General features: G+C 33.3%; 21 protein-coding genes. 13 read left to right on the forward strand and 8 right to left on the reverse strand.

All coding sequences use genetic code 11. From position 1 onward, the window contains the following. Positions 1–15 precede the first annotated feature (15 nt). Positions 16–1521, reverse strand: a complete 1506-nt coding sequence (gltX, locus tag JOD96_RS03650; RefSeq protein WP_209562908.1) for a glutamate--tRNA ligase — start codon at positions 1519–1521, stop codon at positions 16–18. Positions 1522–1683: 162 nt separating this feature from the next. On the opposite strand from gltX, the gene JOD96_RS03655 reads away from it, so the two are divergent. The 8 genes from JOD96_RS03655 to JOD96_RS03690 all read left to right on the forward strand — a co-directional run bounded on the left by JOD96_RS03655 (position 1684) and on the right by JOD96_RS03690 (position 13463). Beyond that, a complete protein-coding gene (locus JOD96_RS03655) occupies positions 1684–5097 on the forward strand; it encodes a DUF4175 family protein (protein ID WP_209562909.1) in 3414 nt (1137 codons plus the stop codon). Continuing rightward, positions 5094–5513: an rRNA maturation RNase YbeY gene (gene ybeY / locus JOD96_RS03660; RefSeq protein ID WP_209562910.1), complete on the forward strand. Its 420-nt coding sequence runs from the start codon at positions 5094–5096 to the stop codon at positions 5511–5513. The genes JOD96_RS03655 and ybeY overlap by 4 nt, the downstream gene beginning before the upstream one ends. A gap of 283 nt (positions 5514–5796) precedes the next feature. Then, positions 5797–7668 carry a tRNA uridine-5-carboxymethylaminomethyl(34) synthesis enzyme MnmG gene (gene mnmG / locus JOD96_RS03665; RefSeq protein ID WP_209562911.1) on the forward strand — a complete coding sequence of 624 codons (1872 nt, stop codon included), beginning with the start codon at positions 5797–5799 and terminating at the stop codon, positions 7666–7668. A gap of 281 nt (positions 7669–7949) precedes the next feature. Further along, on the forward strand, positions 7950–8414 hold the full coding sequence (locus JOD96_RS03670; RefSeq protein ID WP_209562912.1) for a GNAT family N-acetyltransferase: 465 nt from the start codon (positions 7950–7952) through the stop codon (positions 8412–8414). Positions 8415–8511: 97 nt separating this feature from the next. Then, a complete protein-coding gene (locus tag JOD96_RS03675; protein ID WP_209562913.1) occupies positions 8512–9360 on the forward strand; it encodes a class I SAM-dependent methyltransferase in 849 nt (282 codons plus the stop codon). A gap of 248 nt (positions 9361–9608) precedes the next feature. Continuing rightward, on the forward strand, positions 9609–10184 hold the full coding sequence (locus tag JOD96_RS03680) for an OmpH family outer membrane protein (RefSeq protein ID WP_209562914.1): 576 nt from the start codon (positions 9609–9611) through the stop codon (positions 10182–10184). Positions 10185–10281: 97 nt separating this feature from the next. Further along, the gene (locus tag JOD96_RS03685; protein ID WP_209562915.1) at positions 10282–12561 is read left to right on the forward strand and encodes a helix-turn-helix domain-containing protein; all 2280 of its coding nucleotides are present in this window, start codon (positions 10282–10284) and stop codon (positions 12559–12561) included. A gap of 137 nt (positions 12562–12698) precedes the next feature. After that, positions 12699–13463: a hypothetical protein gene (locus JOD96_RS03690; protein WP_209562916.1), complete on the forward strand. Its 765-nt coding sequence runs from the start codon at positions 12699–12701 to the stop codon at positions 13461–13463. A gap of 33 nt (positions 13464–13496) precedes the next feature. On the opposite strand, the gene JOD96_RS03695 is transcribed toward JOD96_RS03690, so the two are convergent. After that, complete coding sequence (locus JOD96_RS03695) at positions 13497–13970, reverse strand: hypothetical protein (protein ID WP_209562917.1); 474 nt, start codon at positions 13968–13970, stop codon at positions 13497–13499. Between the two features lie 347 nt (positions 13971–14317). Next, the gene (locus tag JOD96_RS03700) at positions 14318–15286 is read right to left on the reverse strand and encodes an SPOR domain-containing protein (protein ID WP_209562918.1); all 969 of its coding nucleotides are present in this window, start codon (positions 15284–15286) and stop codon (positions 14318–14320) included. A gap of 227 nt (positions 15287–15513) precedes the next feature. Between JOD96_RS03700 and dprA the strand changes: the two genes are divergently transcribed. Then, positions 15514–16614 carry a DNA-processing protein DprA gene (dprA, locus tag JOD96_RS03705; protein ID WP_209562919.1) on the forward strand — a complete coding sequence of 367 codons (1101 nt, stop codon included), beginning with the start codon at positions 15514–15516 and terminating at the stop codon, positions 16612–16614. Positions 16615–16924: 310 nt separating this feature from the next. Further along, a complete protein-coding gene (locus tag JOD96_RS03710; RefSeq protein ID WP_209562920.1) occupies positions 16925–17779 on the forward strand; it encodes a hypothetical protein in 855 nt (284 codons plus the stop codon). Positions 17780–17880: 101 nt separating this feature from the next. On the opposite strand, the gene trpS is transcribed toward JOD96_RS03710, so the two are convergent. Then, positions 17881–18855: a tryptophan--tRNA ligase gene (trpS, locus tag JOD96_RS03715; protein WP_209562921.1), complete on the reverse strand. Its 975-nt coding sequence runs from the start codon at positions 18853–18855 to the stop codon at positions 17881–17883. A 195-nt stretch (positions 18856–19050) separates the two neighbouring features. Here trpS and JOD96_RS03720 point away from each other — a divergent pair, with 195 nt between their 5' ends. Beyond that, positions 19051–19812 (forward strand): lysophospholipid acyltransferase family protein, encoded by a 762-nt coding sequence (locus JOD96_RS03720; protein ID WP_209562922.1) that lies wholly within the window; start codon positions 19051–19053, stop codon positions 19810–19812. A 556-nt stretch (positions 19813–20368) separates the two neighbouring features. Here the strand turns inward: JOD96_RS03720 and recA are convergent. The 4 genes from recA to JOD96_RS03740 form a co-directional block, all read right to left on the reverse strand. Continuing rightward, positions 20369–21376 (reverse strand): recombinase RecA, encoded by a 1008-nt coding sequence (gene recA, locus JOD96_RS03725; RefSeq protein ID WP_209562923.1) that lies wholly within the window; start codon positions 21374–21376, stop codon positions 20369–20371. A gap of 157 nt (positions 21377–21533) precedes the next feature. Further along, positions 21534–22043 (reverse strand): acyl-CoA thioesterase, encoded by a 510-nt coding sequence (locus tag JOD96_RS03730; RefSeq protein WP_209562924.1) that lies wholly within the window; start codon positions 22041–22043, stop codon positions 21534–21536. An 88-nt stretch (positions 22044–22131) separates the two neighbouring features. Continuing rightward, positions 22132–22515, reverse strand: coding sequence for a DoxX family membrane protein (locus tag JOD96_RS03735; RefSeq protein ID WP_209562925.1), 384 nt, complete (start codon positions 22513–22515; stop codon positions 22132–22134). A 6-nt stretch (positions 22516–22521) separates the two neighbouring features. Then, positions 22522–23670 carry an ATP-binding protein gene (locus JOD96_RS03740; protein WP_209562926.1) on the reverse strand — a complete coding sequence of 383 codons (1149 nt, stop codon included), beginning with the start codon at positions 23668–23670 and terminating at the stop codon, positions 22522–22524. Positions 23671–24105: 435 nt separating this feature from the next. On the opposite strand from JOD96_RS03740, the gene JOD96_RS03745 reads away from it, so the two are divergent. Continuing rightward, positions 24106–24558 carry a hypothetical protein gene (locus JOD96_RS03745; protein WP_116750556.1) on the forward strand — a complete coding sequence of 151 codons (453 nt, stop codon included), beginning with the start codon at positions 24106–24108 and terminating at the stop codon, positions 24556–24558. 188 nt (positions 24559–24746) lie between these two features. Beyond that, positions 24747–26039 (forward strand): hypothetical protein, encoded by a 1293-nt coding sequence (locus tag JOD96_RS03750; protein WP_209562927.1) that lies wholly within the window; start codon positions 24747–24749, stop codon positions 26037–26039. The last annotated feature ends 98 nt before the right edge of the window (positions 26040–26137 follow it).

Raw genomic sequence — 26137 nt, forward strand, 5'->3', positions numbered from 1 at the left:
GGAGCTTTTTTGTTTTTATAAAGTTGCGATTGCTTTCTGAATTCTCGAAATAGTTTCTTCTTTTCCGATGATTTCAACAATGTCAAATAGGTGAGGACCTTTCAAAGCTCCAACTAAACTTAAACGGAAAGGCTGCATCACTTTACCCATTCCAATTTCATTTTTGGTTAACCAGTCTTTTACGATTGCTTCGATATTTGCTGAATCAAATCCATCAATATATTCAAGTGTTGAAATCAATTCCTGCATTAAAGCCGGAGTTTCTTCCTTCCAGTTCTTGCTTGCTTTTTCATCATAAGATTTTGGAGCCTGAAAAAAGAAATCAGTCAAATCCCAAAATTCAGAAACGAAATGTGCTCTTTCTTTAATCAAAGAAACGATTCTTGTTGTCACTTCGAGCGGAGTCGAGAAGCCTTTTTCAACTAAAATAGGAGTGAAGCTTTTCGCTAAATCAGCATCATTTTGTTTGATTAAGTATTGGTGATTAAACCATTTGTTTTTCTCCGGATCAAATTTTGCTCCCGATTTATGAACTCGGTTCAAATCAAAAGATTCTACTAATTCTTCTAGAGAAAATAATTCTTTATCCGTTCCGTCATTCCATCCAAGCAAAGCAAGGAAGTTGATAACCGCTTCCGGGAAAAATCCGTTTTCTCTGTAGCCAGATAAAACATCTTCTTCTGTTTTCCATTCTAATGGAAACACAGGAAAACCTAATTTATCACCATCTCTTTTAGATAATTTTCCGTTTCCAATTGGTTTTAATATCAAAGGCAAATGTGCAAACTCCGGTGCATCCCAGCCAAAAGCTCTGTACAATAAAACGTGTAATGGCATCGATGGCAACCATTCTTCTCCACGAATAACATGTGACGTTTCCATCAAATGGTCATCAACAATATTGGCCAAATGATAGGTTGGCATTCCGTCACTTTTAAATAATACTTTATCGTCTAGTAGATTCGTTTCAAATTTTACATCGCCACGGATGATATCTTTTAAGTGTAAAGTTTCATTAACGGGAGTTTTAAAACGGATTACATAATGTTCTCCATTTGCAATTCTTTTAGCAACATCTTCTGCAGAAATTACCAAAGAGGTATCTAACTTTTCACGATTGTGATGATTATAAATAAACGTTTTACCTTCAGCCTCGTGTTGTTTTCTATGTGCATCCAAAGCTTCCGGTGTATCAAAAGCATAATACGCCCAACCTGAATTAATCAATTGATCAGCATATTGCTGGTACAATTGCTTACGGTCACTTTGTCTGTAAGGACCAAATTTTTCATTTTTCCCAACGGTTTCTTCAGGAGCAATTCCCAGCCATTCTAAAGCTTCCATAATATAAGCTTCAGCACCAGGAACAAAACGAGTCTGATCTGTATCTTCAATTCTCAAATAGAAAATACCATTATTCTTTTTTGCAAATAAATAATTAAATAGGGCAGTACGAACTCCGCCAATATGTAATGGTCCAGTCGGACTTGGTGCAAAACGCACACGAACTTGCTTTGACATTTGTTTAAATTTTGGTGCAAAGATACAACTTTAGTTAAATCCCAATTTTTTAAATTCCAAACTACAAGGTGAAGTTCAGGTTGGAATTTGGAATTTTTTTTTTTGGAATTTCAATTACTATAATTACTACTTTTATGGGTTATAATCATAAGAGATTTTATTTTGAAAACAACGTCTGCCATATATCTAAAGCTTGAAGCTTTTATTAAAAAATATTACACCAATGAACTTATAAAAGGAGTACTTCTTTTTATCGGTTTTGGACTTTTGTATTTTTTAATTACGCTTTTTATTGAGTATTTCCTTTGGTTAAAACCTCTTGGGAGAACACTTTTATTTTGGCTGTTTATTGGAGTAGAAGTTTTTCTTTTGTTCCGTTTTATTCTGTTTCCAATATTTAAGTTATTCAAACTTCAAAAAGGAATCGATTATAATCAGGCTTCGGCTATAATTGGAAATCATTTTACAGAAGTAAGTGATAAGCTAACAAACTTCCTGCAGCTTTCGGCAACTGAGAATTCAGCAGAAAGTTCAGAATTAATGTTGGCTTCGATTGAGCAAAAAGCAAATTCATTGCAGCCAATTCCGTTTGGGAATGCCATTAATTTTAATTCAAACAGAAAGTATTTACCGCTGGCAGTTGTTCCGGTTTTGCTTTTTGCTGTATTTTATATTTCGGGCAACAGTACTATTATTTCTCAAAGTTTAAATAGAGTAGTGCATTTCAATGCTACATTTTTACCTCCGGCACCTTTCAAATTTGTGGTTTTAAATCAGAATTTGCAAACAGAACAAAATAAGGATTTTGTTGTAAAAATGGAATCTGTTGGAAACATCGTTCCCGAAAATGTCATGATCCATATTGGTAACGAAAGTTATTTTATGGAATCTTCCCAACCGGGAAAATTCGAATTCAAGATTGAAAAACCGGTTGAGAATATTTCATTTTCTTTTGAAGGAAATTCTGTTTCATCTGCAGAATACGAATTGAAAGTGATCACAGTTCCATCAATTGCCAACTTCGAAATGGTTCTGAATTTTCCATCTTATTTAAAAAAGAAATCAGAAACTATTCAGGGAACCGGAAATGCGATTGTTCCGGAAGGTACTTTGGTAACCTGGAAAATGAATACACAGGCCACTCAGGAAATCGTTTGGAAGGATGAAAACACAACTTTAAAGTTTAATAAAGCAGAAAATGAGTTTAAATTGAGTAAAAATATAGCTCAAAATACAGATTATCAAATTCTTACTTCTAATAATAAGGTTAAAAATTACGAAAAACTAGACTATCAGCTGTCTGTTATCAAAGATCAGCACCCAACAATTACTGTAGCACCTGCACCGGATAGTTTGAAACTGGATAAAAATTATGTTTTGGGAAGACTGGGAGATGATTATGGTTTGTCAAAATTGCAAATCGTTTACTACGAACGTAACAAACCTCAAACAGCAAAGCGTGGAACTGTTCCGGTAAAGCAGGCAGTATTTGATCAATTTGTTTTTTCTTTTCCAAGCAATCTGCCGGTAGAAGAAGGAGTGTCTTATGAGTACTATTTTGAAGTTTTTGATAACGATGCCCCACATCATTTTAAGAGTACAAAGTCTTCTGTTTTTTCAGACAGAGTTTCTACTACAGATGAAGTTCACGATTTAGAATTGCAACAGCAAAATCAAAACATCAATAGTTTAGCAAAATCATTAAAGAATCAAAACAAGCAATTTTCTGAAATGGACAAGATCCAGAATACAGGAAAAGAAAAAGATAATCTGGAGTTTAAGGATCAGCAAAAGATTAACGAATTTATCAAACGTCAGAAACAGCAAGATGAATTGATGAAACAGTTTGCCGAGAAAATGAACAAGAATTTGGATAAATTCAAAGAAGATAAAAAGGATAAAACTGCCGAAGATTTGCAAAAGCGTTTAGAGAACGCAGACAAGGATTTAGAAAAGAATCAGAAATTATTAGAAGAATTAAAGAACCTGAATGATAAATTAAACAGCGAAGAACTGTTTGATAAAATGGAAAAGTTCAAACAGATCAGTAAAAATCAATCCAGAAATTTAGAACAATTAGTTGAATTGACCAAAAGATTTTATGTAGAAAAGAAAGCAGGACAGGTAGCAGAGAAATTAAATAAACTGGCAGAGAAGCAAGAAGAGCTTTCTAATAAAGATAAAGAAAACACATCAGACAAACAGGAAGAAATTAATAAAGCTTTTGAAAAAATACAGGAAGATTTAAAAGACCTGAAAGAAGAAAATAAGACCTTAAAGTCTCCGCTAGATATTCCTTCAGACGCTTCTAAAGAAAAAGATCTTAAAGATGATTTGCAAAAAGCATCAGAAGAACTGAATAAAAAGAATACTTCTTCGGCTAAACCAAAACAGAAAAGTGCCTCAAAGAAAATGAAGAGTATGGCTCAGCAAATGGATTCGAGTATGGAAGGTGGAGAGCAGGAGCAGCTAGAAGAAGATGTAGCAATGCTTCGTCAGATTCTGGATAATCTTCTGGCATATTCATTATCTCAGGAAGATGTAATGAAACAATTTAAATCTATGAAGCTTGGTTCTTCTGTATATACAAAGAATATAAAAGTACAGCAAAACCTAAAACAACAGTTTAAACATGTAGATGATAGTTTGTTTGCTTTATCATTACGTAACCCAAAAGTGGCAGAAGATGTAACCAAAGAAATTGGAAATGTACAATACAACGTAGACAAAGCTATTGAGTCTTTGACAGATGTTCAGGTTCCAAAAGGAGTTTCTCACCAGCAGTATGCAGTTTCTTCTGCAAATAAGTTGGCAGATTTTTTAAGCGATTTATTAAACAACATGCAAATGTCAATGTCTAAACCAGGAGCAGGAAAACCAAAACAAGGAGAAGGACAAGGAATGCAGTTGCCGGATATTATTCAAAAACAAAAAGGTCTGGCTGATAAAATGAAAGATGGAATGAAGCCAGGTGATAAACCGGGAGATAAATCTGGCGAGAAACCCGGACAAGGAAAAGACGGAAAATCAGGACAAGGACAAACTGGTCAGGGAAAAGAAGGACAAGGAAAAGAAGGCCAGGGGAAAAACGGAAACAAAGGATCTTCTGGAAAAGACGGTAAGAATGGTAAAGGGGAAAAAGAAGAAAAAGAAGGCGAGGATGGAGAAGGAGATGCTGAAGCTATAATGGAGATTTACAAAGAGCAGGTTAAACTGCGTGAAGCTTTGCAAAAAGAGTTAGCAAAAAAAGGATTAGATTCTCAGGGAAGATCTGTAATTGATCAAATGAAACAATCAGAAAAACAACTTTTAAACAAAGGATTTAAAAATGAGAACCTACAAAGAATCTTAAATATTCAACAAGAATTATTAAAACTAAACAATGCAGTTCAGCAGCAGGGTCAAGATACGAAGCGTCAATCTGAAACAAATAAGACTGAATTTACAAATAAAACAAATGCGCTTCCAAGCTCATTATTGGATTATTTAAACAGTGTAGAGATTTTAAATAGACAATCACTACCTTTGCGCTCAAATTTTAACCAAAAGGTTCAAGAATATTTTAATACAAAATGATCAATTTTAATTACGAAACAGATTTTAATTTAGATAACGAGGAAGCCTTTTCTGATTGGCTGAGTGCTGTAATTGTATCTGAAAAGAAAAACGAAGGGGAGATAAATTATATATTTTGTGATGATGAATATCTTCATAAAATCAATGTTGAATATTTAGATCACGATACATTAACAGATATAATTAGTTTTGATTACACTGTTGGAAACGAATTAAGCGGTGATATTTTTGTTTCCGTAGAGAGAGTAGAAGATAATGCAAAAGATTTTAATGTTTCTTTCGATGAAGAATTGAAACGTGTTTTAGCCCACGGTATTTTACATTACTGTGGATACAAAGACAAGACTGATAAAGATGCAGAATTAATGCGTCAAAAAGAAGACGAAAAAATCGCGATGTTTCACGTGGAACAGTAAAGGTTTGTTTAAATTTAAAGATACGTTCCACGTGAAACAATTTTCTAACAGGATGTAATTATATGTTCCACGTGAAACAAATTTAATATAAAGTTTTTATATTGTTCCACGTGAAACAATAAGTTTAGATTGAAAGTTTAGATGTTCCACGTGGAACGCTAATCTTTTTAACCTGTAACTATAAGTAAAAAAAACAATAAATAAAATAGTTCCACGTGGAACAAAAGAATTGAAGTTAATTCTGAAGGCTGACTTAACCGGTTTCCAGAGAATAATAAAACAAATGTTTTTAGAAGAATACGATGTTATTGTGGTTGGTGCTGGCCATGCTGGTTCTGAAGCCGCGGCAGCGGCCGCAAATTTAGGATCAAAAACTTTATTGGTAACAATGAGTTTGCAGAACATTGCACAAATGTCTTGTAATCCTGCTATGGGTGGAATTGCAAAAGGACAGATCGTTCGCGAAATTGACGCACTTGGAGGTTACTCCGGAATTGTTTCAGACAGAACAGCGATTCAGTTTAAGATGTTGAATAAATCGAAAGGACCGGCAATGTGGTCGCCGAGAGTTCAAAGTGATAGAATGCGTTTTGCAGAAGAGTGGAGAATGATGTTGGAGGGAACTCCAAATCTTGATTTCTATCAGGAAATGGTAAAAGGACTGATTATTGAAAACGGAAAGATAAAAGGAATCAGAACTTCGCTAGGAGTTGAGATTCGGTCCAAATCTGTTGTCCTCACTAACGGAACTTTTTTGAACGGATTGATTCATATCGGGGATAAACAATTCGGTGGAGGAAGAGCGGGCGAAAGTGCCGCTTTCGGAATTACCGAAGATTTGGTTGCAGCGGGTTTTGAATCCGGCAGAATGAAAACAGGAACACCGCCAAGAGTTGATGGACGTTCTTTGGATTATTCTAAAATGAATGAAGAAAAGGGAGATGCAAAACCGGATAAATTTTCTTATTCTGATTTGACTGTTCCATTGACTGAACAAAGATCTTGTCACATGACATATACATCACTTGATGTTCATGATATTTTGAGATCAGGATTTGATCGTTCTCCAATGTTTAATGGAAGAATAAAAAGTATTGGTCCAAGATATTGTCCTTCGATAGAAGATAAAATAAACCGTTTTGCTGATAAAGAAAGACATCAATTGTTTGTTGAGCCAGAAGGATGGAAAACTTGTGAAGTTTATGTAAACGGATTTTCAACTTCACTTCCAGAAGACATTCAATTTAAAGCCTTGCGTTCTGTTGCCGGTTTTGAGAAAGTGAAATTTCTTCGTCCGGGGTATGCAATAGAATATGATTATTTTCCTCCGACACAATTGAAACATACTTTAGAAACTAAACTGATCGAAGGTTTGTATTTTGCAGGACAGATTAACGGAACAACTGGATATGAAGAAGCAGCATCGCAAGGTTTGATGGCGGGAATAAATGCACATTTAAAAGTTCATGAGAAATCGCCATTAATTTTGAAACGTGATGAAGCATACATAGGGGTTTTAATTGATGACTTGATTACCAAAGGAACAGAAGAACCATATCGAATGTTTACATCAAGAGCAGAATACAGAACATTGTTGCGACAAGATAATGCCGACTTCAGACTGACTCCAATGTCATATGAAATTGGTCTGGCATCTGAAAAGCGTTTGCGAAGAATGGAACAAAAACTGAATGAGTCAGAAAAAATGGTTCAGTTTTTTAAAGAGACGAGTGTATCAGTTGCAGAAACAAATCCAATTTTAGAAGCAAAAGAAACTGCTCCGATTACACAAGGCGATAAAATGTTTAAAGTTTTCTCTCGTCCGCAAATTGATTTGGAGGATATGATGAAATTCGAAAAAGTAAAAGAGTATATTGAAGCGAATGATGTTGATCAGGAAATTTTGGAGCAAGCCGAAATTCAGGTCAAATATTCTGGTTATATTGAAAAAGAAAGAAACAACGCAGATAAACTAACTCGTTTAGAAGAAGTAAAAATTCCGGAGAATTTCGATTATAATAAAATCAAATCAATGTCTATTGAAGCAAAACAAAAGTTGAGCAAAATTCGTCCCGTAACAATTTCTCAGGCTTCAAGAATCAGCGGAGTATCACCAAGTGATATTTCGGTTTTGTTGATTTATATGGGAAGATAAATTTTGTTTCAGGTTTCAGGTTGTGTTCAGCGATAAAAATGTGAATAAAGATAAAATGATTAAATTGTTCCACGTGAAACGTATTTAGGTTTTGATCTAAATTTTGAAATCTAAAAATCATATTTGTTCCACGTGAAACGAATTCAATAAAGTTTGTCATTCCGAGGAACGAGGAATCTCCGTTGTAAGATCTACAAAGATTGGTTTTTGATTGTGGAGTTTCTTGCGAAGATTCTCGTTCCTCGGAATGACAAAAAAGATGAAATCTAAATTTTTGTTTTATGAAGATCGTTGAAAAAGAAGTTTTATCATTAGAAGAAAAAGAAGTTTTAAGAGAACTTTGGAATAACGAATATCCGGCAAGATTACATTTGAAAACTATTGAAGATTTCGAGTCTTATCTAAACGGAATTTCGAATACAAAACATTATTTGCTGTTTGATGATTCTGATAAAATTATTGGTTGGACATTCACTTTTTTGAGAGATGGAGAAGATTGGTTTGCGATAATTCTGAATAGTAAAATTCAGGGAAAAGGAAATGGTTCGCTTTTGATCAATGAAATTAAAAAAGAAAAAACAAGTTTGAATGGTTGGGTAATTGATCAGGAAAACGAAGTAAAACAAAACAACGAATTTTATAAATCTCCGATGCCATTTTATATTAAAAATGGTTTTACAATTTTGACAGAAACAAGAATTGAAAATGAAAAAATGTCGGCTGTAAAAATAAATTGGAGAAGCTAAAATAAAAATATAAAAACTAAAATATCAAACCCTAAAAGTAAAATTTAGCTTTTAGGGTTTTGCCATAAATTAAACCAAAATACCTATAAATTAAAAAATGGACGTTTTAAACAAAAAACATTTTCTTACTGTAAAAGATCATTCTGTCTCTAAAGAAATTTTCGAATTGTATCATGACGAAACTTTGGACATGTTAATTACATCTCCGCAACCCGATTTAGAAAATCTTGGAAAATATTACGAAAGCGAAGATTATATTTCGCACACTGATAACAAACGTTCCTTATTTGAAAAAGCATATCATGTTGTAAAAAATATTGCCTTAAAAAACAAACTGAATCTGATCAATAAGCAGCAATCTCAAAAAGGAAAAATTTTAGACATTGGTGCCGGAACAGGAGATTTTTTATTAACTGCAAAAAATGACGGCTGGGAAACTGTTGGAGTGGAGCCAAGCGATAGAGCAAAAGAAATCGCAAAGAAAAAAGGAATCTCGTTTGTAGAACAAATTAGCGAATTAGAAAATCATTCTTTTGATGTAATTACAATGTGGCACGTTTTAGAACATGTTCCAAATTTGCAATTACAGATTCAGGAATTAAAGCGTTTATTAAAGCCAACTGGAACATTAATTATTGCTGTTCCAAATTTTAAATCCTACGACGCAAAATATTATAATGAATTTTGGGCTGCTTATGATGTGCCAATTCATTTTTGGCATTTCTCCAAAAAAGCCATAAAATCTCTTTTCGAAAATGTAGGCATGAAATTAGAAAAAGTGCTTCCGATGAAATTTGATTCTTTTTATGTGAGTCTTTTATCGGAAAAATATAAAACCGGAAAAATGAATTTTATTCGTGCGTTTTTTATTGGTTTAAAATCAAATTTAAAGGCATCTTCAACAAAAGAGTATTCATCACACATTTATGTCCTTAAAAACAGCTAAAACGTATTTTAAGCTTATTTAAGCTAATATTTCAGCCTTTAGGAGGAGAAATATCGTTTTTTTTAAGAAATTCGTTTTAAAACGAGCTATTAAAGCCGGTTTTAATAGTGTTTTCTTATGGCTCATTTTTCTATCATAAGTAAAACTAATATCATAAAATTGTCTCATTTTTTAAACTTTATGTGGATGCTATTTATTTTTTTATATTTTTGTCTTCAATACATTTAAAAAAAAATAGAAATTTAAAAATGAAAAAAGCATTAGTAATTATCGCACTTTCAGTTTTGGTTGTTTCGTGTAATAAAACAGCAGAAGTTAAGGAAGTAAAAACAGCTTACGTTGATACTTCAGTTTTAATGAAAGAGTACACTGAAGCAAAAGATCTGGAAGCAAAATACAAAGCGCAAGCAGAAGAAAAAGGAAGACAGTTACAAGCGGAAATTACTCGTTTTAAACAAGACGCTGCTAATTTTCAAAGTCAGGCACAGGCAAACGGTCAGGCCTGGGCACAACAAAGAGGAGCTGAATTGCAAAAGAGAGAACAACAATTGGGTTATGCCCAACAACAATTATCTCAACAATTACAGCAGGAAAGTGGAGTTGAAATGGATTCTCTTGTAAGCGGAGTTAAAAAATTTATTAAAGATTACGGTAAGAAAAACGGTTATTCTTATATTTACGGAACAGGAGATGCTGCAACAGTATTATATGCTGAAGAGAAATATGATATCACAAAAGAGATCATCAAAGCTTTGAATGACAAATACAAAGCGCAACCTAAAACAGAAGAAAAAGCTCCTGTAAAAGAAGAGGCTAAAAAATAAACTACCAAACTAACTAAATTTTAAAACCTAAATCTACTACAGATTTAGGTTTTTTATTTTATAAAAATGCGATACTTTTAAAGTTCAATTTTACGCAATGCAAAACGTTTCAGAAGCAGCAGCTTACACTTTACAATTCATCAATCAGACACAAAAGTCTATCTTTCTTACGGGTAAAGCCGGAACAGGAAAGACCACACTTTTGAAAGAAATCATTGCAACAACACACAAAAACACTGTCGTAGTGGCGCCTACAGGTATTGCAGCATTAAATGCGGGCGGTGTTACCATACATTCGATGTTTCAGCTGCCTTTTTCGGCATTTATTCCATCATATGAGGCAAATCCTCAGTTTACAGAAACTGTAAAATTTGAAAATAAGGATACATTACGCAGGCATTTTAAAATGAATAATGTCAAGCGAAATGTGATCAAAAACATGGAATTGCTGATTATTGATGAAGTAAGTATGCTACGGGCAGATTTACTTGATGCGATTGACTTTATGATGCAGACTGTTCGAAGGAATTCACATGCTTTTGGCGGTGTTCAGGTGCTTTTTATTGGCGATTTACTGCAATTACCACCTGTAATTCGGGATGAAGAATGGCGAACTTTGCGTAATTATTACAAAGGAAAATTCTTTTTTCATTCGCATGTTATACAGCAGAACCCGCCTTTATATATCGAATTATCAAAGATCTATCGTCAGACCGACGATGATTTTATTTCGGTTTTAAACAACCTGCGCAACAACCAGATTTCTCCTCAAGACGTTGCGTTTTTGAATCAGTTTGTAAAACCTGATTTTGATTTAAAAAACAACGAAGGCTATATCACTCTGACCACTCATAATGCCAAGGCAGATTCTATTAATGAACAATCAATTAATGATTTAGCAGGAAATGAATATTTGTACCTGCCGTTTATAGTAAGTGATTTTCCTGAAAAAATTTATCCGGTCGAGGAAAATCTGAAGTTAAAAGTAGGAGCGCAGGTGATGTTTGTGAAAAACGATTTGTCTTTTGAAAAACGGTATTTCAATGGAAAAATGGGTGTCATAAAATCACTTTCGCCAGAAGAAATCTTTGTACATTTTCCAGAGGAGAATAAAACTATTGAAGTAGAAAAATACGAATGGAAAAACATACGCTATAAAGTAAACGAGCTCACAAAAGAAATAGAAGAGGAAGTTTTGGGCACTTTTGCCCATTACCCAATCAAACTTGCCTGGGCAATTACAGTGCACAAAAGCCAGGGTTTAACTTTTGACAAAGCTGCGCTGGATGTTTCGCAAGTTTTTCTTCCCGGACAAGCCTATGTAGCATTATCGCGTTTGCGTTCTTTAAACGGGCTTATTTTGCTTTCTCCGATGCAGATGAATGGAATTTCTAATGACCAGGATGTGATGGATTATGCCCTGAACAAGGCAACAGAAGACACGCTGGAAAAATCATTGCACTTTGAAACTAAAAATTTTATTCATAACTATTTGATTAATAGTTTTAACTGGACAGATTTGGCTCAGGAATGGCGCAATCATCGCTTTAGTTACAACGAAAATGCTGCAGCGTCAGAAAAAGCAAAACATGCCATTTGGGCTCACAAAAGATTAGACACCATTGAGCAGCTTATAGATCCTTCGCAAAAATTCATTAATCAGCTAAATAAAATTTTCAATAAAGAAACTGTCGATCTGTTTTTTGTAAATGAAAGGGTAGAAGCAGCCTATGACTATTTCTTTAAGCCTATGGATAAACTGGTGACAGATCTGCTGCAAAAAATGGCTGAAATTCAGAAATTTAAAAAGGTAAAAGAGTTTTATGAAGAACTGGCTTTTCTGGATGATTTACAGACCAAAGCAGTTTTGCAATTGATGAAAGCAAAATTACTTATTGAAATTGTCGTTGCCGGAGAAACGATCTGCAAAGAAAAACTGACTTCACCGGCCATAAAAAATTTCAAATCAAATAAACTTGAAAAGATCAGAGAAGAGTACAAAATGACGAATACTGATATTTTCAACATTGATGAACCTGTAGTTCGTTACACAGCCAGGAAACTGGATAAAAGCGAACCGAAAGCGGCTAAAAAAACCACAGTTGAAGAAACGTACGATTTGTGGATTGAAAAGAATTCTGTCGAAGAAATTGCAAGAATTAGAAAACTAACCGTACAAACTGTTGAAACACATTTGATTAAATTAATTCAAGCTAAAAAAATCGAGATTTCAGACGTGTTGCCGTATGATAAAATCCTCGCACTTCGTGAAGCATTTGAGTTTTATCAGGAAGAATCATTAAACGGCCTGAAGGAAAAACACGGAGACGAATTTACCTGGGACGAACTAAAAATGTTTAAAGCCAGTATAAATTAATCCAAACTTCTATTTTAGAAAATCAGGTCAAGTAATTAACGTGTTAAATATATTTTAATCAATAGTCTTTAAACGAGTATAACCAGTATCTTTAAGAGAATTGTTCCACGTAAAACACGGATTATTAATTATTATTTATGAAAAAAGCTAAATTTATATATCTGGTTCTAATTGCGTTCTCTGTAAACCTTGCTGTTGGTCAGGAATTAAAAAAGGAATATCAAAAAGGGGTTATTTACTTTATTGATTGCATAAAAAACAACAGAAAAGAAGCTGTTGCTAAGATTGTTAAATATCCTTTGAACAGGGAATATCCAATTCCTCCCATCAGGACAAAAGCAGAATTTGTAAAAAGATATGATCAGGTTTTTGACTCTGCCTTAAAAAATAAAATTATTGATTCTAATCCTGCAAAAGACTGGTCGCAAGTTGGCTGGCGCGGTATTATGCTCAATCAGGGTGATATCTGGATAGATGAAGACGGATTTTTGACAGCTGTCAATTACCAATCGAAATATGAAAAGAATCTGAAAACCAAATTAATAAGTTCAGATAAAAGTAAACTGCATTCTTCAATAGCTAAATTCAAAACGCCGGTTTGTGTTTTGGAAACTTCCAAATTCAAAATTAGAATCGATGATATGGGTAATGATTCATACAGATACGCATCATGGTCTCCAAACCAGAAGATGAGCGAAAAGCCCGATTTGATTATTACTAGAGGAAAATTCTTTGCTGATGGAAGTGGGGGAAACCATTACTATGATTTTAAAAAAGGAAATTTTTTGTACAGATGTTACATCATAGTTTTAGGCCAAAGTAATTCTCCGGATGCAACATTAGAGGTTTCTCAAAACGGCAAAAAAATCGTTTCGCAAGAGGCAAAAATTATCTCAAAATAAAAAAAATCCTATTCATCTGAATAGGATTTTAGGTTATTGCTTAGATTGTAATAGGCTATCAAAATCTTTTTGTTGTTGGGCCAGCTTATTTTGGAGTTTTAATATTTCTATTTCCTGCTCTTTCAAATTTATTTCATTTTTTCGAATTTTGTCTTCTGGCAACACACGTGTACTTATTTCATTTCTCAACCTCTGAGTCTGATCTTGTTTATTAGCAATATCTTTTGTGGTTTTTTCAATATTGTTTTCAGCTTTTTCAATTTCAGCTTTTCTTTTTTCAACTTTCTTCAGTGCGTCTTTCAGTTGTTTTTGCTGCTGTTCTAATTTTTGGCTGCTATCTTTTAACTCGGTCTGCTCTTTTTCTAATCTCAAATGTTCAGTTATAGCTTTCTCTTTTCTAATGGCAATATCCTGATTTTCATTATTCAAAGCCATTTTTTGAGAATAAAAGACCTGTGATGAAATTAACAGGCCAATAAATAAAACTAATTTTTGCGTGCGTTTCATTGTACTAATTATTTATGTTTTGCAGAAACAATAGCAAATAGTATTCCATTTTGTAATATTTGTATTACAAATAATCTTATGTCGATTTATACTGAATGTTTATCTTTTGGAAGGTTGTAGGGCACTTGTATAAAACGTATTTTTATTACGTTTAAGCCATTATTACGCTAATTATGTATTCAACCTTTTTATATTGAAAAAGCTTGGAATAAGAAGGTTTTTAATGTTTTAATACGGCAAAATATTTTTAACAGCTTTTTTATTATAAAGCCTAACTATTTAAAAAAACAAAAAGCCTTTTTTCAAACAAATGAAAAAAGGCTTTTTTTGGTAATTAAAAAAGAAATTTATAGTGCTTCCACTAAGATCCAAGCATCTGGATTTTCTCCTTTTTGAATTTCTTTTTGAGCTTTTTCGGCTTCAGACATTGTGGCATAACTTCCATATAAAACAGGGAAAAGACCGTGTTTATTTTCACCCAGCATTCTGGCCTCATAACCATCTTTTATCAATTGATTATAAGCTTTTCTTGCATTTTGCTCACTCCTAAAAGCGCCTGCCATAATGTGGTAAGGCATTTTTTTAATTTCTACAGAATCAGTTTTAGATGAATCTACAGAAAGAGTTACGGCCGGCAACGGATTTTGAATCATGAAAGTTGCTTCCTGAATCTTGTTTTGAACCTTTTTTTGAACAGCACTTTCAACAACAAGTGTTTCATTTGCTAATTGTTGCTGATAAATAGGATATCCAATACTACCTGTAATGCCAAGGCCAAGTACAAAAATGGCAGCATATTTCAAATATGATTTTGAAGGCCTTGTTTCATCCTCGGTTTCATATAATTTAACCGTTTCTCTTTGATCGATTTCCTCAAGTTTTTTCTCAAATAGTTCTCTTTTAACCAAAGGCGAAACAAAAGGGCTTAAACCAAAAGAGGCTGAAAGATAATTAGCATGATCATTTGGGGTAAAAACCATGTTTTGATCTGCATTTAAGCGTATATCACCAATATTCTTTAAATGCAGAATACCAGTTTCTTCCAACGTTTTTTTCCAATTCAAAATCTCAAATGCAATGGCACTCACAGCAAAACCATAAGAAGTGCTTTCTGCCTGTGCAATATGATTTGCCAATAACCCGTCATTATTTTTTAAAAGACTATTGAAAGCAATTGTTTTCTTTGGAGGGAAAAACGAATTCGAGCTTTCATTAAGCTTAGCCGGGTGAGTTTCGGTAAGAAATGCACCAAATCCCGGAACCGTTACACACTGATAACGGTACAATAACTGCGATATATAAGTTTCGATTTTCATAGTAACAAAGTTATGTAATGAATATAGTTATCAAAATTTTATTCACAATTTTTATTAACAATCTGGATAATTTTATAGACAATTAATTTCCAAATAGTTAATTGTTTTTATTATTTGAATAGCTAAACCAAACGTTTTATAATTATTAATTTTATTAAGAAATTACTTTATTTTATTGATATTTGCAGAAACTAACTTTCTTCTATTTTACATAATATTTTCAAACAATGTCAGATCAGGATTTATTTTATTTATTAGCCTTATTAAAAGTCGATGGAGTAGGAGATATTATGGCCAAAAAATTACTGACCCATTGCGGAAATGCAGAATCAATTTTTTCAGCAAAAACAAATCAGCTTGCTGCCATAGATGGTGTTGGATCTTTTCTGTTAAAGAACTTGAAGGATAAAACAATTTTTGAAAAAGCAAATAAGGAACTTGAGTTTATAAAGTCAGGCGATATACAAGTTTCTTTTTATCAGGATGAACATTATCCTGATCGACTTAAGCATTGTTTTGATTCGCCTGTATTACTATTTAAATCCGGAAACATAGATTTAAAAAACAGAAAAATAATAAGTATTGTAGGTACGAGGCAAATAACATCTTACGGAACAGAATTTTGCAGATCATTGATTGAAGATTTGTCTCCACTGAATCCTGTGATAGTAAGTGGGTTTGCCTATGGAGTAGATATTGTTGCTCACCAGTTTGCTATGGATAATAATCTGCAGACAATTGGTGTTCTGGCGCATGGACTAAATCAGATTTATCCCAGAACTCATAAAAAATATGTGGCGAGAATGATGGAAAATGGAGGATTTATCACAGAATTCTGGAGTTCATCTAATCCTGATAAAGAAAAATTTGTACGGAGAAATCGTATTGTAGCAGGAATGACAGAGGCTACTATTGTAATAGAATCCGCCGATAAAGGAGGATCATTAATAACAGCAAATTTTGCAAACGATTATAACCGTGATGTTTTTGCTGTTCCCGGACGCGTTACAGATACGTACAGTAAAGGCTGCAATAATTTGATAAAAATGCAAAAAGCCAATGTACTGACAAACGCCGCTGATTTAATATATATGCTAAATTGGGACATTGAAAACAAATCAAAAACGATTCAAAAGCAGTTATTCGTAGAATTAGAAGAGGATGAACAAATAATCTATGAATATCTCCTTAAAAACGGCAAGGAATTGCTTGACACAATTGCGCTTCAATGTAATTTCCCGATTTATAAAATTTCGGGAATTCTTATAAATATGGAGCTAAAGGGCGTAATTCGCCCACTACCGGGAAAACTTTTTGAAGCTATTTAACGCAGAAAATCTTACTTATTTTTATTGCTTTCCTTTAAAATGCTTATACAATTTGTATAAAACAAATAATACAAGCAATGCAAAAAAGATATTTAAAGCCTGAAATAAATAGGGTGGAATGTCGTACTCTTCAATAAACTTGTTCATATCTTGAAGTTTTAACGAAATTATTTTCTGAAACAATTTCTAGTTATTTTATTATCATGAATTTACAAAATAAAATTTAAATTGTTTTAACATTTTTTTTGTTGATGAATTAGGTTTAAATAATTTAAATTTTACATTTGCGCTTCACCAAAAACAACGACCAATGAATATTATTGAATTATTTGAATATTCTGGAATTTACTCCGAAAACCTAAGAGGATTTACTCCGGAAGATGTTATCAAAGTTAAGAAACAATTTGACATCGAACAATCTCAAAACCCGGGTATTAACAGGGATGTTGCAGATAATTTGATCTTAGCAATAAATGAAAACCCAAGAGAACTTTTGTTTATTTCTAATAATAGAATTTTGTATAATTTTTTCTCCGGCAAAAATTATTCAAGAAACCGATTCAGTTCAGATAATTCAGTTTCTGTAAGTGCAGAAGCAATACAATTATTTATAAAAAAATATCTTGAAAAAGACCTGGATTCTTTTTTTGATAAGTCTCTGGAGAGTAATAAATTTGAAAGTATAGACGATTTGCTGATCGTAAAAGAGTATTTACCTCAAAGCCTGATCGATACTTTAGGGCTAAAATTGTCCAATAAATTAGATGAAATACTAGAAAAAATGAGTTCAGATTCGTCTTTAAGAGACTCATTTTCTTCAATTTCTTTTATTCAGCAAAAAAGCTTTTATGACCTTGTTTCTCATTTTAGATCAGAAGAAATGGATCAAAAAATAAAGGCTATTAATAACAAGGTTAGCAGTCCGCTTGTAGACGTTAGAATTAAAAATCAGCTGTTAAATCCTGTAATGACTGCAATGGCAAATTATAAGCCTGTTGATCCTGGTTTTGCAAATTTGCTTACTGTCAACAGAAATATGGTCTATGCTGAAACAGAAAGTGTATCTAACAGCAGTTCAGGAGGAATGTCTCCCTGGACATATGTAGTAATTGGAATAATTGTACTTAGATTAATATTGCTAATGGCAAGATGCGGCAGAATGTAGTTTGATAATATTTCTTTAATAAACAAAAAGCCTGAAAGATTTTGTCTCTCAGGCTTTTATGTTATAATAGTAGACCTTTATGATAAATGGTAAAAAGATTTCTATTTACCAAATCCAAGAACAGCTCTAACTTTTTGTAAAACTGGGTTTGCTACAATTGCTGCTTTTTCAGCTCCTTTTTTTAGCAAAGCATCAACTTCTTCAAGGTTATTAATGTAGTAATTATACTTCTCTCTTTCTGTTTTGAATTTTTCTGTAATTAATTCAAAAAGAGCTTGTTTGGCATGGCCGTAACCATAGTTTCCGCCCAAATAGTTTGCTCTCATTTCGGCAATCTGAGTTTCTGTAGCCAAAAGAGAATAAATTGCAAACGCGTTGCAAGTATCCGGATTCTTTGGCTCTTCAAGTGGTGTGCTATCAGTCTCGATACTCATCACCTGCTTGCGAAGTGTTTTGTCATCAAGAAAAATATTGATAATATTATTTGCCGATTTACTCATTTTTCCGCCATTTGTTCCAGGAATCAACATGCTGTCTTCCTGAATTTTGGCTTCAGGAATAACAAATGTTTCTCCCATTTGGTGGTTAAAACGCGAAGCAACATCACGGGTAATTTCCAGATGCTGCAATTGATCTTTTCCAACCGGAACAAACTCTGCATCATAAAGCAAAATGTCTGCTGCCATTAGCATCGGATAAGTGAAAAGGCCTGCATTAACATCATCAAGCCGATCTGATTTATCTTTGAAAGAATGTGCTAATGTCAAACGCTGAAACGGAAAAAAACAGCTTAAATACCAGGTTAATTCCGCAGTTTGTACAACATCAGATTGTCTGTAAAAAGTAACTTTATCAGGATTTAAACCACAGGCAAGCCATGCGGCAGCTGTGCTGTATGTATTTTCTCTTAATGTTTTACCATCTTTGATCTGCGTAATCGAATGTAAATCAGCGATAAACAAAAAAGATTCGTTTGCCGGATTATTTGATAGTTCGATTGCCGGGATAATTGCTCCCAGCAGGTTGCCTAAGTGCGGCGTTCCTGTGCTCTGAACACCAGTAAGTATTTTTGCCATTATTTCTGTTTCTTACCGCAAAGTTCGCAAAGTTTTTTGCAAAGCCTGCAAGGTTTGTTTTCTTTTTGCAAAAATTAGAAAGTTTTCTAATATTCCGGTCAGATTTTGTGTTTTATTTTAAGTTTAATCCAATAATCTAAAAATTCTGATGCACTAAAAATATATATTCCCTTCGGTTTTCTTACATTTGAAACCATGAAAGGAATAAAAATTGTTTTTTGGATCTTGTGGCGTATCTGGTTTTACATCTTAATGGCCATTCCGATATTGATTATGCTGCCATTTTTGCTGGCTTCTATTATAACCGAAAGTGGTTATCCGTATTTTTTTAAAATGGCCCGTATATGGGCTAAATTCATTCTTTTCGGAATGGGATTTTATTATAAAATTGAACGTGAACAAAAGCTCGAAAAACATAAAAGTTACATGATTGTTGCCAATCATACTTCGATGACAGATATTATGCTCACGCTTGCCATTATTAAAAACCCGTTTGTTTTTGTTGGCAAAAAAGAGCTTGTAAAAATTCCGTTGTTTGGTTTTTTCTATAAAAGAACCTGTATTTTGGTAGACAGAAGCTCATCAAAAAGTAAAAATGAGGTTTTTAAACGCGCACAAAGCCGTCTGAATCAAGGATTGAGTATTTGTATTTTTCCCGAAGGAGGAGTTCCGGATGATGAATCAATTTTACTTGATGAATTCAAAGACGGTGCTTTTCGATTAGCCATAGAGCATCAGATTCCAATTGTTCCAATTGTTTATGCAGACAATAAAGAACGGTTTTCGTATACTTTTTTGAGTGGAAGCCCTGGAACAATGCGGGGAAAAATATTCAGTTTTATTGATACCAAAGGACTGACAAGTGAAAACAGAAAAGAGTTAAGAGATCAGGTCAGACAATTGATTTATAAAGGATTACTTCAATTTAAGAAAAAAGATCAAAAAGAAATAGCTTAAATAATAAACCCGGCACAGAGTATGAATCATGCCGGGTTTTCTTTTGAATTTAAAACCCCTTTTAATATTCAAAAATTTATCGTTGAATTATTTTTTCTGAAATAAACCGCAATACTTTTTTAATTCTTTTTCTGGTTATTTTACGGTTCTTAAGGAACAGCAGCACAATTTTCTCTTTCATAATTAAAAACATTTACGGTTAATAATTGAACTTTAGACAGCTTTGCAATAACGAGATAATTATTAGATAACTAAAAACAAAAAAGGTTGCGTCAGAAAGATGAATTTTTTAAAAATAATAAAAACCCGCCAGTAAAAACTAACGGATCTTTATTTGAATTTAACCAACCAAATTTACTGAAACAGTGTTAATGAGGGTATTATGGCGCATGCCCACATTTTTAGTTTCTTATTTAAGAGATAAGAATTTTTATAAAAGGTTGCGTTATTTTTTGCTAAAGTTTACAAAAGGGTAAATTATGTTGATTGAAATTAAGGGATTTAAAATAAATTATAATCGCAAAAAAAAGTCTGCAAATTGCAGACTTTAAATGTTTTAAGCGTTAGCTAATTCTTTTATATGAGCTTTGATCTTAATCTCTAATTCATCGGCCAATTCAGGATTGTCCTTAATTAAAGCTTTTACGGCATCACGGCCCTGGCCTAATTTGGTATCACCATAACTAAACCATGATCCTGCTTTTTTAACGATTTCAAATTCAACAGCTAAGTCTAAAATTTCTCCAGTTTTAGAAACTCCTTCTCCATACATGATGTCAAATTCTGCTGTTTTAAACGGTGGAGCCACTTTGTTTTTAACGACTTTTACTTTCGTTCTGTTTCCAATTACATTCTCACCATCTTTAATCTGAGAAGAACGACGGATATCTAAACGTACAGAAGCATAGAATTTTAATGCGTTACCTCCGGTAGTGGTTTCAGGATTTCCGAACATTACACCAATTTTTTCTCTCAACTGGTTGATGAAGAAAACAGTACAATTTGTTTTACTGATTGTTCCCGTTAGTTTTCTTAATGCCTGAGACATTAAACGTGCATGCAGACCCATTTTAGAATCTCCCATTTCACCTTCGATCTCACTTTTTGGTGTTAAGGCTGCAACAGAGTCAATTACAACAATATCAATTGCTCCCGAACGAATTAAATTTTCGGCAATTTCTAATGCCTGCTCACCATTATCTGGTTGAGAAATAATCAGGTTTTCGATATCTACACCTAATTTTTCTGCATAATTTCTGTCAAATGCATGCTCTGCATCTATAAAAGCAGCAATTCCTCCGGCTTTTTGAGCTTCTGCAATTGCGTGTAATGTAAGTGTGGTCTTACCAGAAGATTCCGGACCATATATTTCAATAATTCTTCCTTTTGGGTAACCGTTTACTCCAAGAGCTAAATCAACACCCAGAGAGCCAGAAGAAATAGTTTCTACTTCTACAATGGCTTTGTCGCCCATTTTCATTACGGTTCCTTTTCCGTAAGTTTTATCAAGTTTATCCAGCGTAAGCTGTAACGCTTTTAATTTGGCATCTTTCTCTGCACTCATCTTTTCTTTCTTCTATTGGTTATGTTTTTTCTCTTCAAAACTAAACAGAAAAGTAACTTACTGATTTAGATTTTTATGAGGATTGTAATTTTGTAAAAATACTTCTTTTTTTTGAAGTTTGGTTGCCTCAGATTGTCTCAAATTGTCACAATTTTCACTATAGAAACAAAGCCTTTAATTCTGTGGCATCTGCAGGTTTCATTTTTCCGGCAAGTACTAAACTCAACTGTTTGCGGCGCAAAGCTGCATCAAAACGCTGAATTTCTAATTCGGTTTCAGGCATTATTGGAGGAACTTCAACCGGTCTTCCGGTATCATCAACAGCTACAAATGTGTAAATAGCTTCATTGGCTTTTGTTCTGCTTCCCGATTCACGGTCTTCTACCCATACATCAATATAAACTTCCATTGAACTTTTGAAAGAACGCGATACTTTTGCTTCAACAGTGACAACACTTCCTAAAGAAATGGCTCTGTTAAAAGCAACATGGTTTACAGATGCCGTAACTACAATTCTGCGCGAATGTCTGCGAGCTGCAATACTTGCTGCACGATCCATTCTGGCCAATAATTCACCGCCAAAAAGATTGTTTAATGGATTTGTTTCGCTCGGTAAAACTAAATCAGTTAGTATAGTTAAGGATTCTGAAGGATGTTTTGGATTCATTTTTTTTAATAATAAAATTTATTTTTTGCCACAGATTTCACAGATTTTTTTCAAATCACTTTAATCCGTGAAATCTGCGGCATGTTTTTTAATTCAACCAGTAAACAGCCATGACAGCCGGAATAAAATAGATAACAATGGTTCTTGCGCCATCATAATCTTTAGCCAATCGTTGTCCGAAAAGCATCATTAACAAACAGATACAGGAAAAAATAGCGCCGTAAAAACCAAATTCACGACCACTGTTTGTTAGTAATTGTATTGCACCAACCACACATAAAATTCCGGAAATTAATTCTAAAATTAAAAGATGTGCTAAGGCAAGCGGGACTTGATTTTTTAATGGTGTTTTGGTAAAATGTTCTTTTAACCAATTAACATTATCTTTCCAGTAAAAAATTTTCTCATAGCCTGATTGTAAAAAAGTTAAGGCCAAAAAAATCAAAAGTAAAATTGAAGCAACATTGGTCATTACAAATTATTTTTTATGAATTAAACGTGTGAGTTTTATAGATAAATCGGTCAAAATTATTTTTGCATTTCCGTTTCTTTCAATATGATACATCGCATCAGAAAGCTCTTTAAAAATGTCGTGTATATTATTTCCGTTTACAAACGGTGCAAAATTTTCAAGTTTAAACTTATCAACTTTTGGTTCAATATAAATTAATTGTGGCGCCTGATAATTTAGTAAAAGGGCCTGTCTGAACATTTCGATACAAAACTGGATAAATTTTTTCTGGCTTTCACGACCAAGTGATGCTATTTCTTCACTCCAGGAAATTAAATCCTGAATAGCGGCAGCATTTCCTTTTGCCCTAAAAGCTGCACGGACCCAATTGACAAACCATTGCTCAAAAGGATATTCAGAGCCGTCTTCTTTTAAAATAGAAAGTGCTTTGTTAAAATTTCCCTGAGCCTGATGCGCAATTTTGAGTGCTAAATTCTGCTCGATATTTTCCTGAGAAACTAATGCCTGTGCAATTACTTTTTCTGGTAAGGCATTAAAGTGAATTACCTGGCAACGGGAACGAATGGTCTGGATGATATCTTCTTCATTTTCAGAAATCAGAATAAAAATCGTTTTATCTGATGGCTCTTCTAACAGTTTTAATAATTTGTTGGATGCTGCGATATTCATTTTATCGGCCATCCATATAATCATAATTTTGTAACCGCCTTCGTATGATTTTAGCGCAAGCGATTTTAAAACCTCCTGAGCATCTTCGACCCTTATTTCTCCTTGTTTGTTCTGAACGCCCAAAATTTTATACCAGTCAAATAATCCTCCATAAGGCATTTCCTGAATAAAAGTTCGCCAGTCCTGAATGAAATCTAAACTTTTTGGTTTTGTTTTTACATCTTCAGTTGTTACAGTAGGGTAAATAAAATGAAGATCGGGATGCGAAATGTTTTCAAACTTAAGATTGCAGGAATCATTTCCGTTTGAATTTTCATTACCGGTATTACTGCATAAGATGTATTGTGCATAAGCAATAGCGGTTGATAGTGTGCCACTTCCTTCCGGCCCAATAAATAATTGCGCATGCGGAATTCTTCCGAAAGATGCACTTTTTATCAAGTGACTTTTGATGTAATCCTGACCTAAAATTTGAGAAAATTGCATGGAGCAAAGATATAAGAAAATGATGTAGGCAAAAATTTTCGGAATAAAGAATAATTATGAGTCCTTTTTTTGTTTTCAAAAACGGCTTTAGAGACCAAAATGTTTATTTTATTCCTGTCATCTTTTATCAACACTGAGTCCATTTGGATAGATATTAAGATTTTTTTGTTAATAGTTTTTACAAAATTATTGAAAACATGTCTTTTTTTTATATACAATAATGCGTAAAGCTATAATATAACTAGTAAGTTTCTTACAAGAAAAAATTTTAACAAAATTAACAAAAAACTCGGCAAAACGCATATTTTCTCGACCTGCGACTGTTTTTTAAGGTAATTTTAAGGTGAATTTTTCAAAAAAAAAAACATTAAAGTTGCGATTTAACATAATTTATATATTTTTGTTTGCATCAACAACCAATTTTAAATAGAATTTATGAAAGGGAAAATTATTTTTTTTAGTTTATTTTTTATCTTGACAACTGCTGCAGCTTCTGCTCAGGCCAAGAACGCTCCAAGAAGTATTATTAGTACAACTGCACTTATTCGTAAATACCACGATCAAAAAGAATTGAGCGGTATGCAAAAAGGTGAACTTTTGGAATTGTACATTGAGCGAATTAAAGTATTAGTGAAAACCCTTCCTTACATCGCTTTGGTTACTAAGCCAGGAGTTACAATGGCAGACTTAGGTATTCCGGACGATAGTGAGCACAAAAAAGTTTTAGATAATCAGGCAGTAGGTACATCTGCATTCTTGGACACTACAGTAGAGTTCCAAAGAAAAATGATGCCTTATTCTGATAAAGGGAACTTAATCGCGGCTATTTTATTTTACGAAAGCACATTAAAATCTTTACATGAGTTCAACGATTTGAACGAAATGTAATAAATCAAAAAATATTTTAAAACCTTTTCAGGAAAGTTTACGTAAGTGTATTCAATCTGGGGAAAGATTAAAAATAATAACTCGTTCTCGAAGGGTCTGAAATTATCTCAGAAAATTCGAGAAGAGTTTTTATCATATTACGCATACGCATATCCCAAATTTATTTTTAACCCTAATACCACCTTATAATGAAAAAAATTACTCAAATTTTTTGCATCCTTTTGACAGTTACTACTATGAGTGCTCAACAAGAGAAAGGAATTATGGGCTACAACAATTGGTTGAACAACTGGACCGAATTTAAGCCTAACAAAGTAGAGTATGGAGAAGCAAATCAAATATTAGCAGGAAATATTTCTGTTAATACTAAATTGATGAAAAGGAATGTTTATGTTTTGCAAGGAAACGTTTATGTTACAAACAATGCTGTTTTAACAATTGAACCTGGAACTTTAATTATTGGTGATTTCGAAACAAAAGGAACATTGGTAGTTACAAAAGGTGCACAAATTATTGCAGACGGTTTAGAGACTGATCCTATCGTATTTACTTCTAACCGCAGTGTGAAAAAAGCTGGAGACTGGGGAGGAATTGTAATTCTTGGTGATGCTCCAATCAATAAATTTGGAAATGTTGGTTCGTATAATTTAGATCTTGATCCTACATTAACTACTTATGGTGGTGATAATGCTGCAGGAAACTCTGGAATCTTAAGATTTGTGAGAATCGAATTTGCTGGTAAAAAAGTTAAAGGAATGGAATCATTCAACGGATTAACTATTGCTGGTGCAGGAAACAAAACAATCCTTGAAAACGTTATGGTTAGCTACTCTGGTGGTGACTCATTTGCTTTCTATGGTGGAGACTTAAATGCTACTAAATTGGTTTCTTATAAATCAATCAATGATGACTTTAAATTTACACAAGGTGTTCAATGTCGTTTATATAACTCATTGGCTGTAAGATCTTCTTACTTATCAAGTAACAAAGACGGATCTCGTTGTATGGAAGTAAAAACATACGAAAAGAAAAACGAAACAGACTTTACTAAAAAAACTACTTTAGTTGTTGCTTCAAACATTACTATGCTTAATGACAGTGAGAATATCAAAGCTGATATTCAGTCAGGTTTAGTAAAAGAAGCTATATATGTTGCAGAAACTGCTTCACTTGAAATGAAACGCAGCGTTATCTCCGGATTTAATCCAGCTGTATTATTAGACAGCAAAACTGAGATCAATGATGCCAACCTTAAAAAAATCAAATTTGAAGAAATGTATTTTAACCTATGTAATGGTAACATCTTTACAGAATACAATTCTAACAACGAAGATTTAGAGAGCTGGTATGGAAATAGCGTGTTCTTTAACGTTTACTCACAAAGTGATAACAAAGAAACATTCATTGATATCTTCAATCCTAAAAAACCAGATTTCAGATTACAATTAGGAAAAATTACAGCATCTAGCGGAAACAGATAATAGATTTAGATTTTTATTTCAGAGCGTAAATTTTATTAATAAAGTCCCCAGACACAATTTATGTATTCGTCTTCTACCGGACTCAAATAAAGATCAAG

Source organism: Flavobacterium sp. 1355, from assembly GCF_017833415.1.
Taxonomy (GTDB): Bacteria; Bacteroidota; Bacteroidia; order Flavobacteriales; family Flavobacteriaceae; genus Flavobacterium.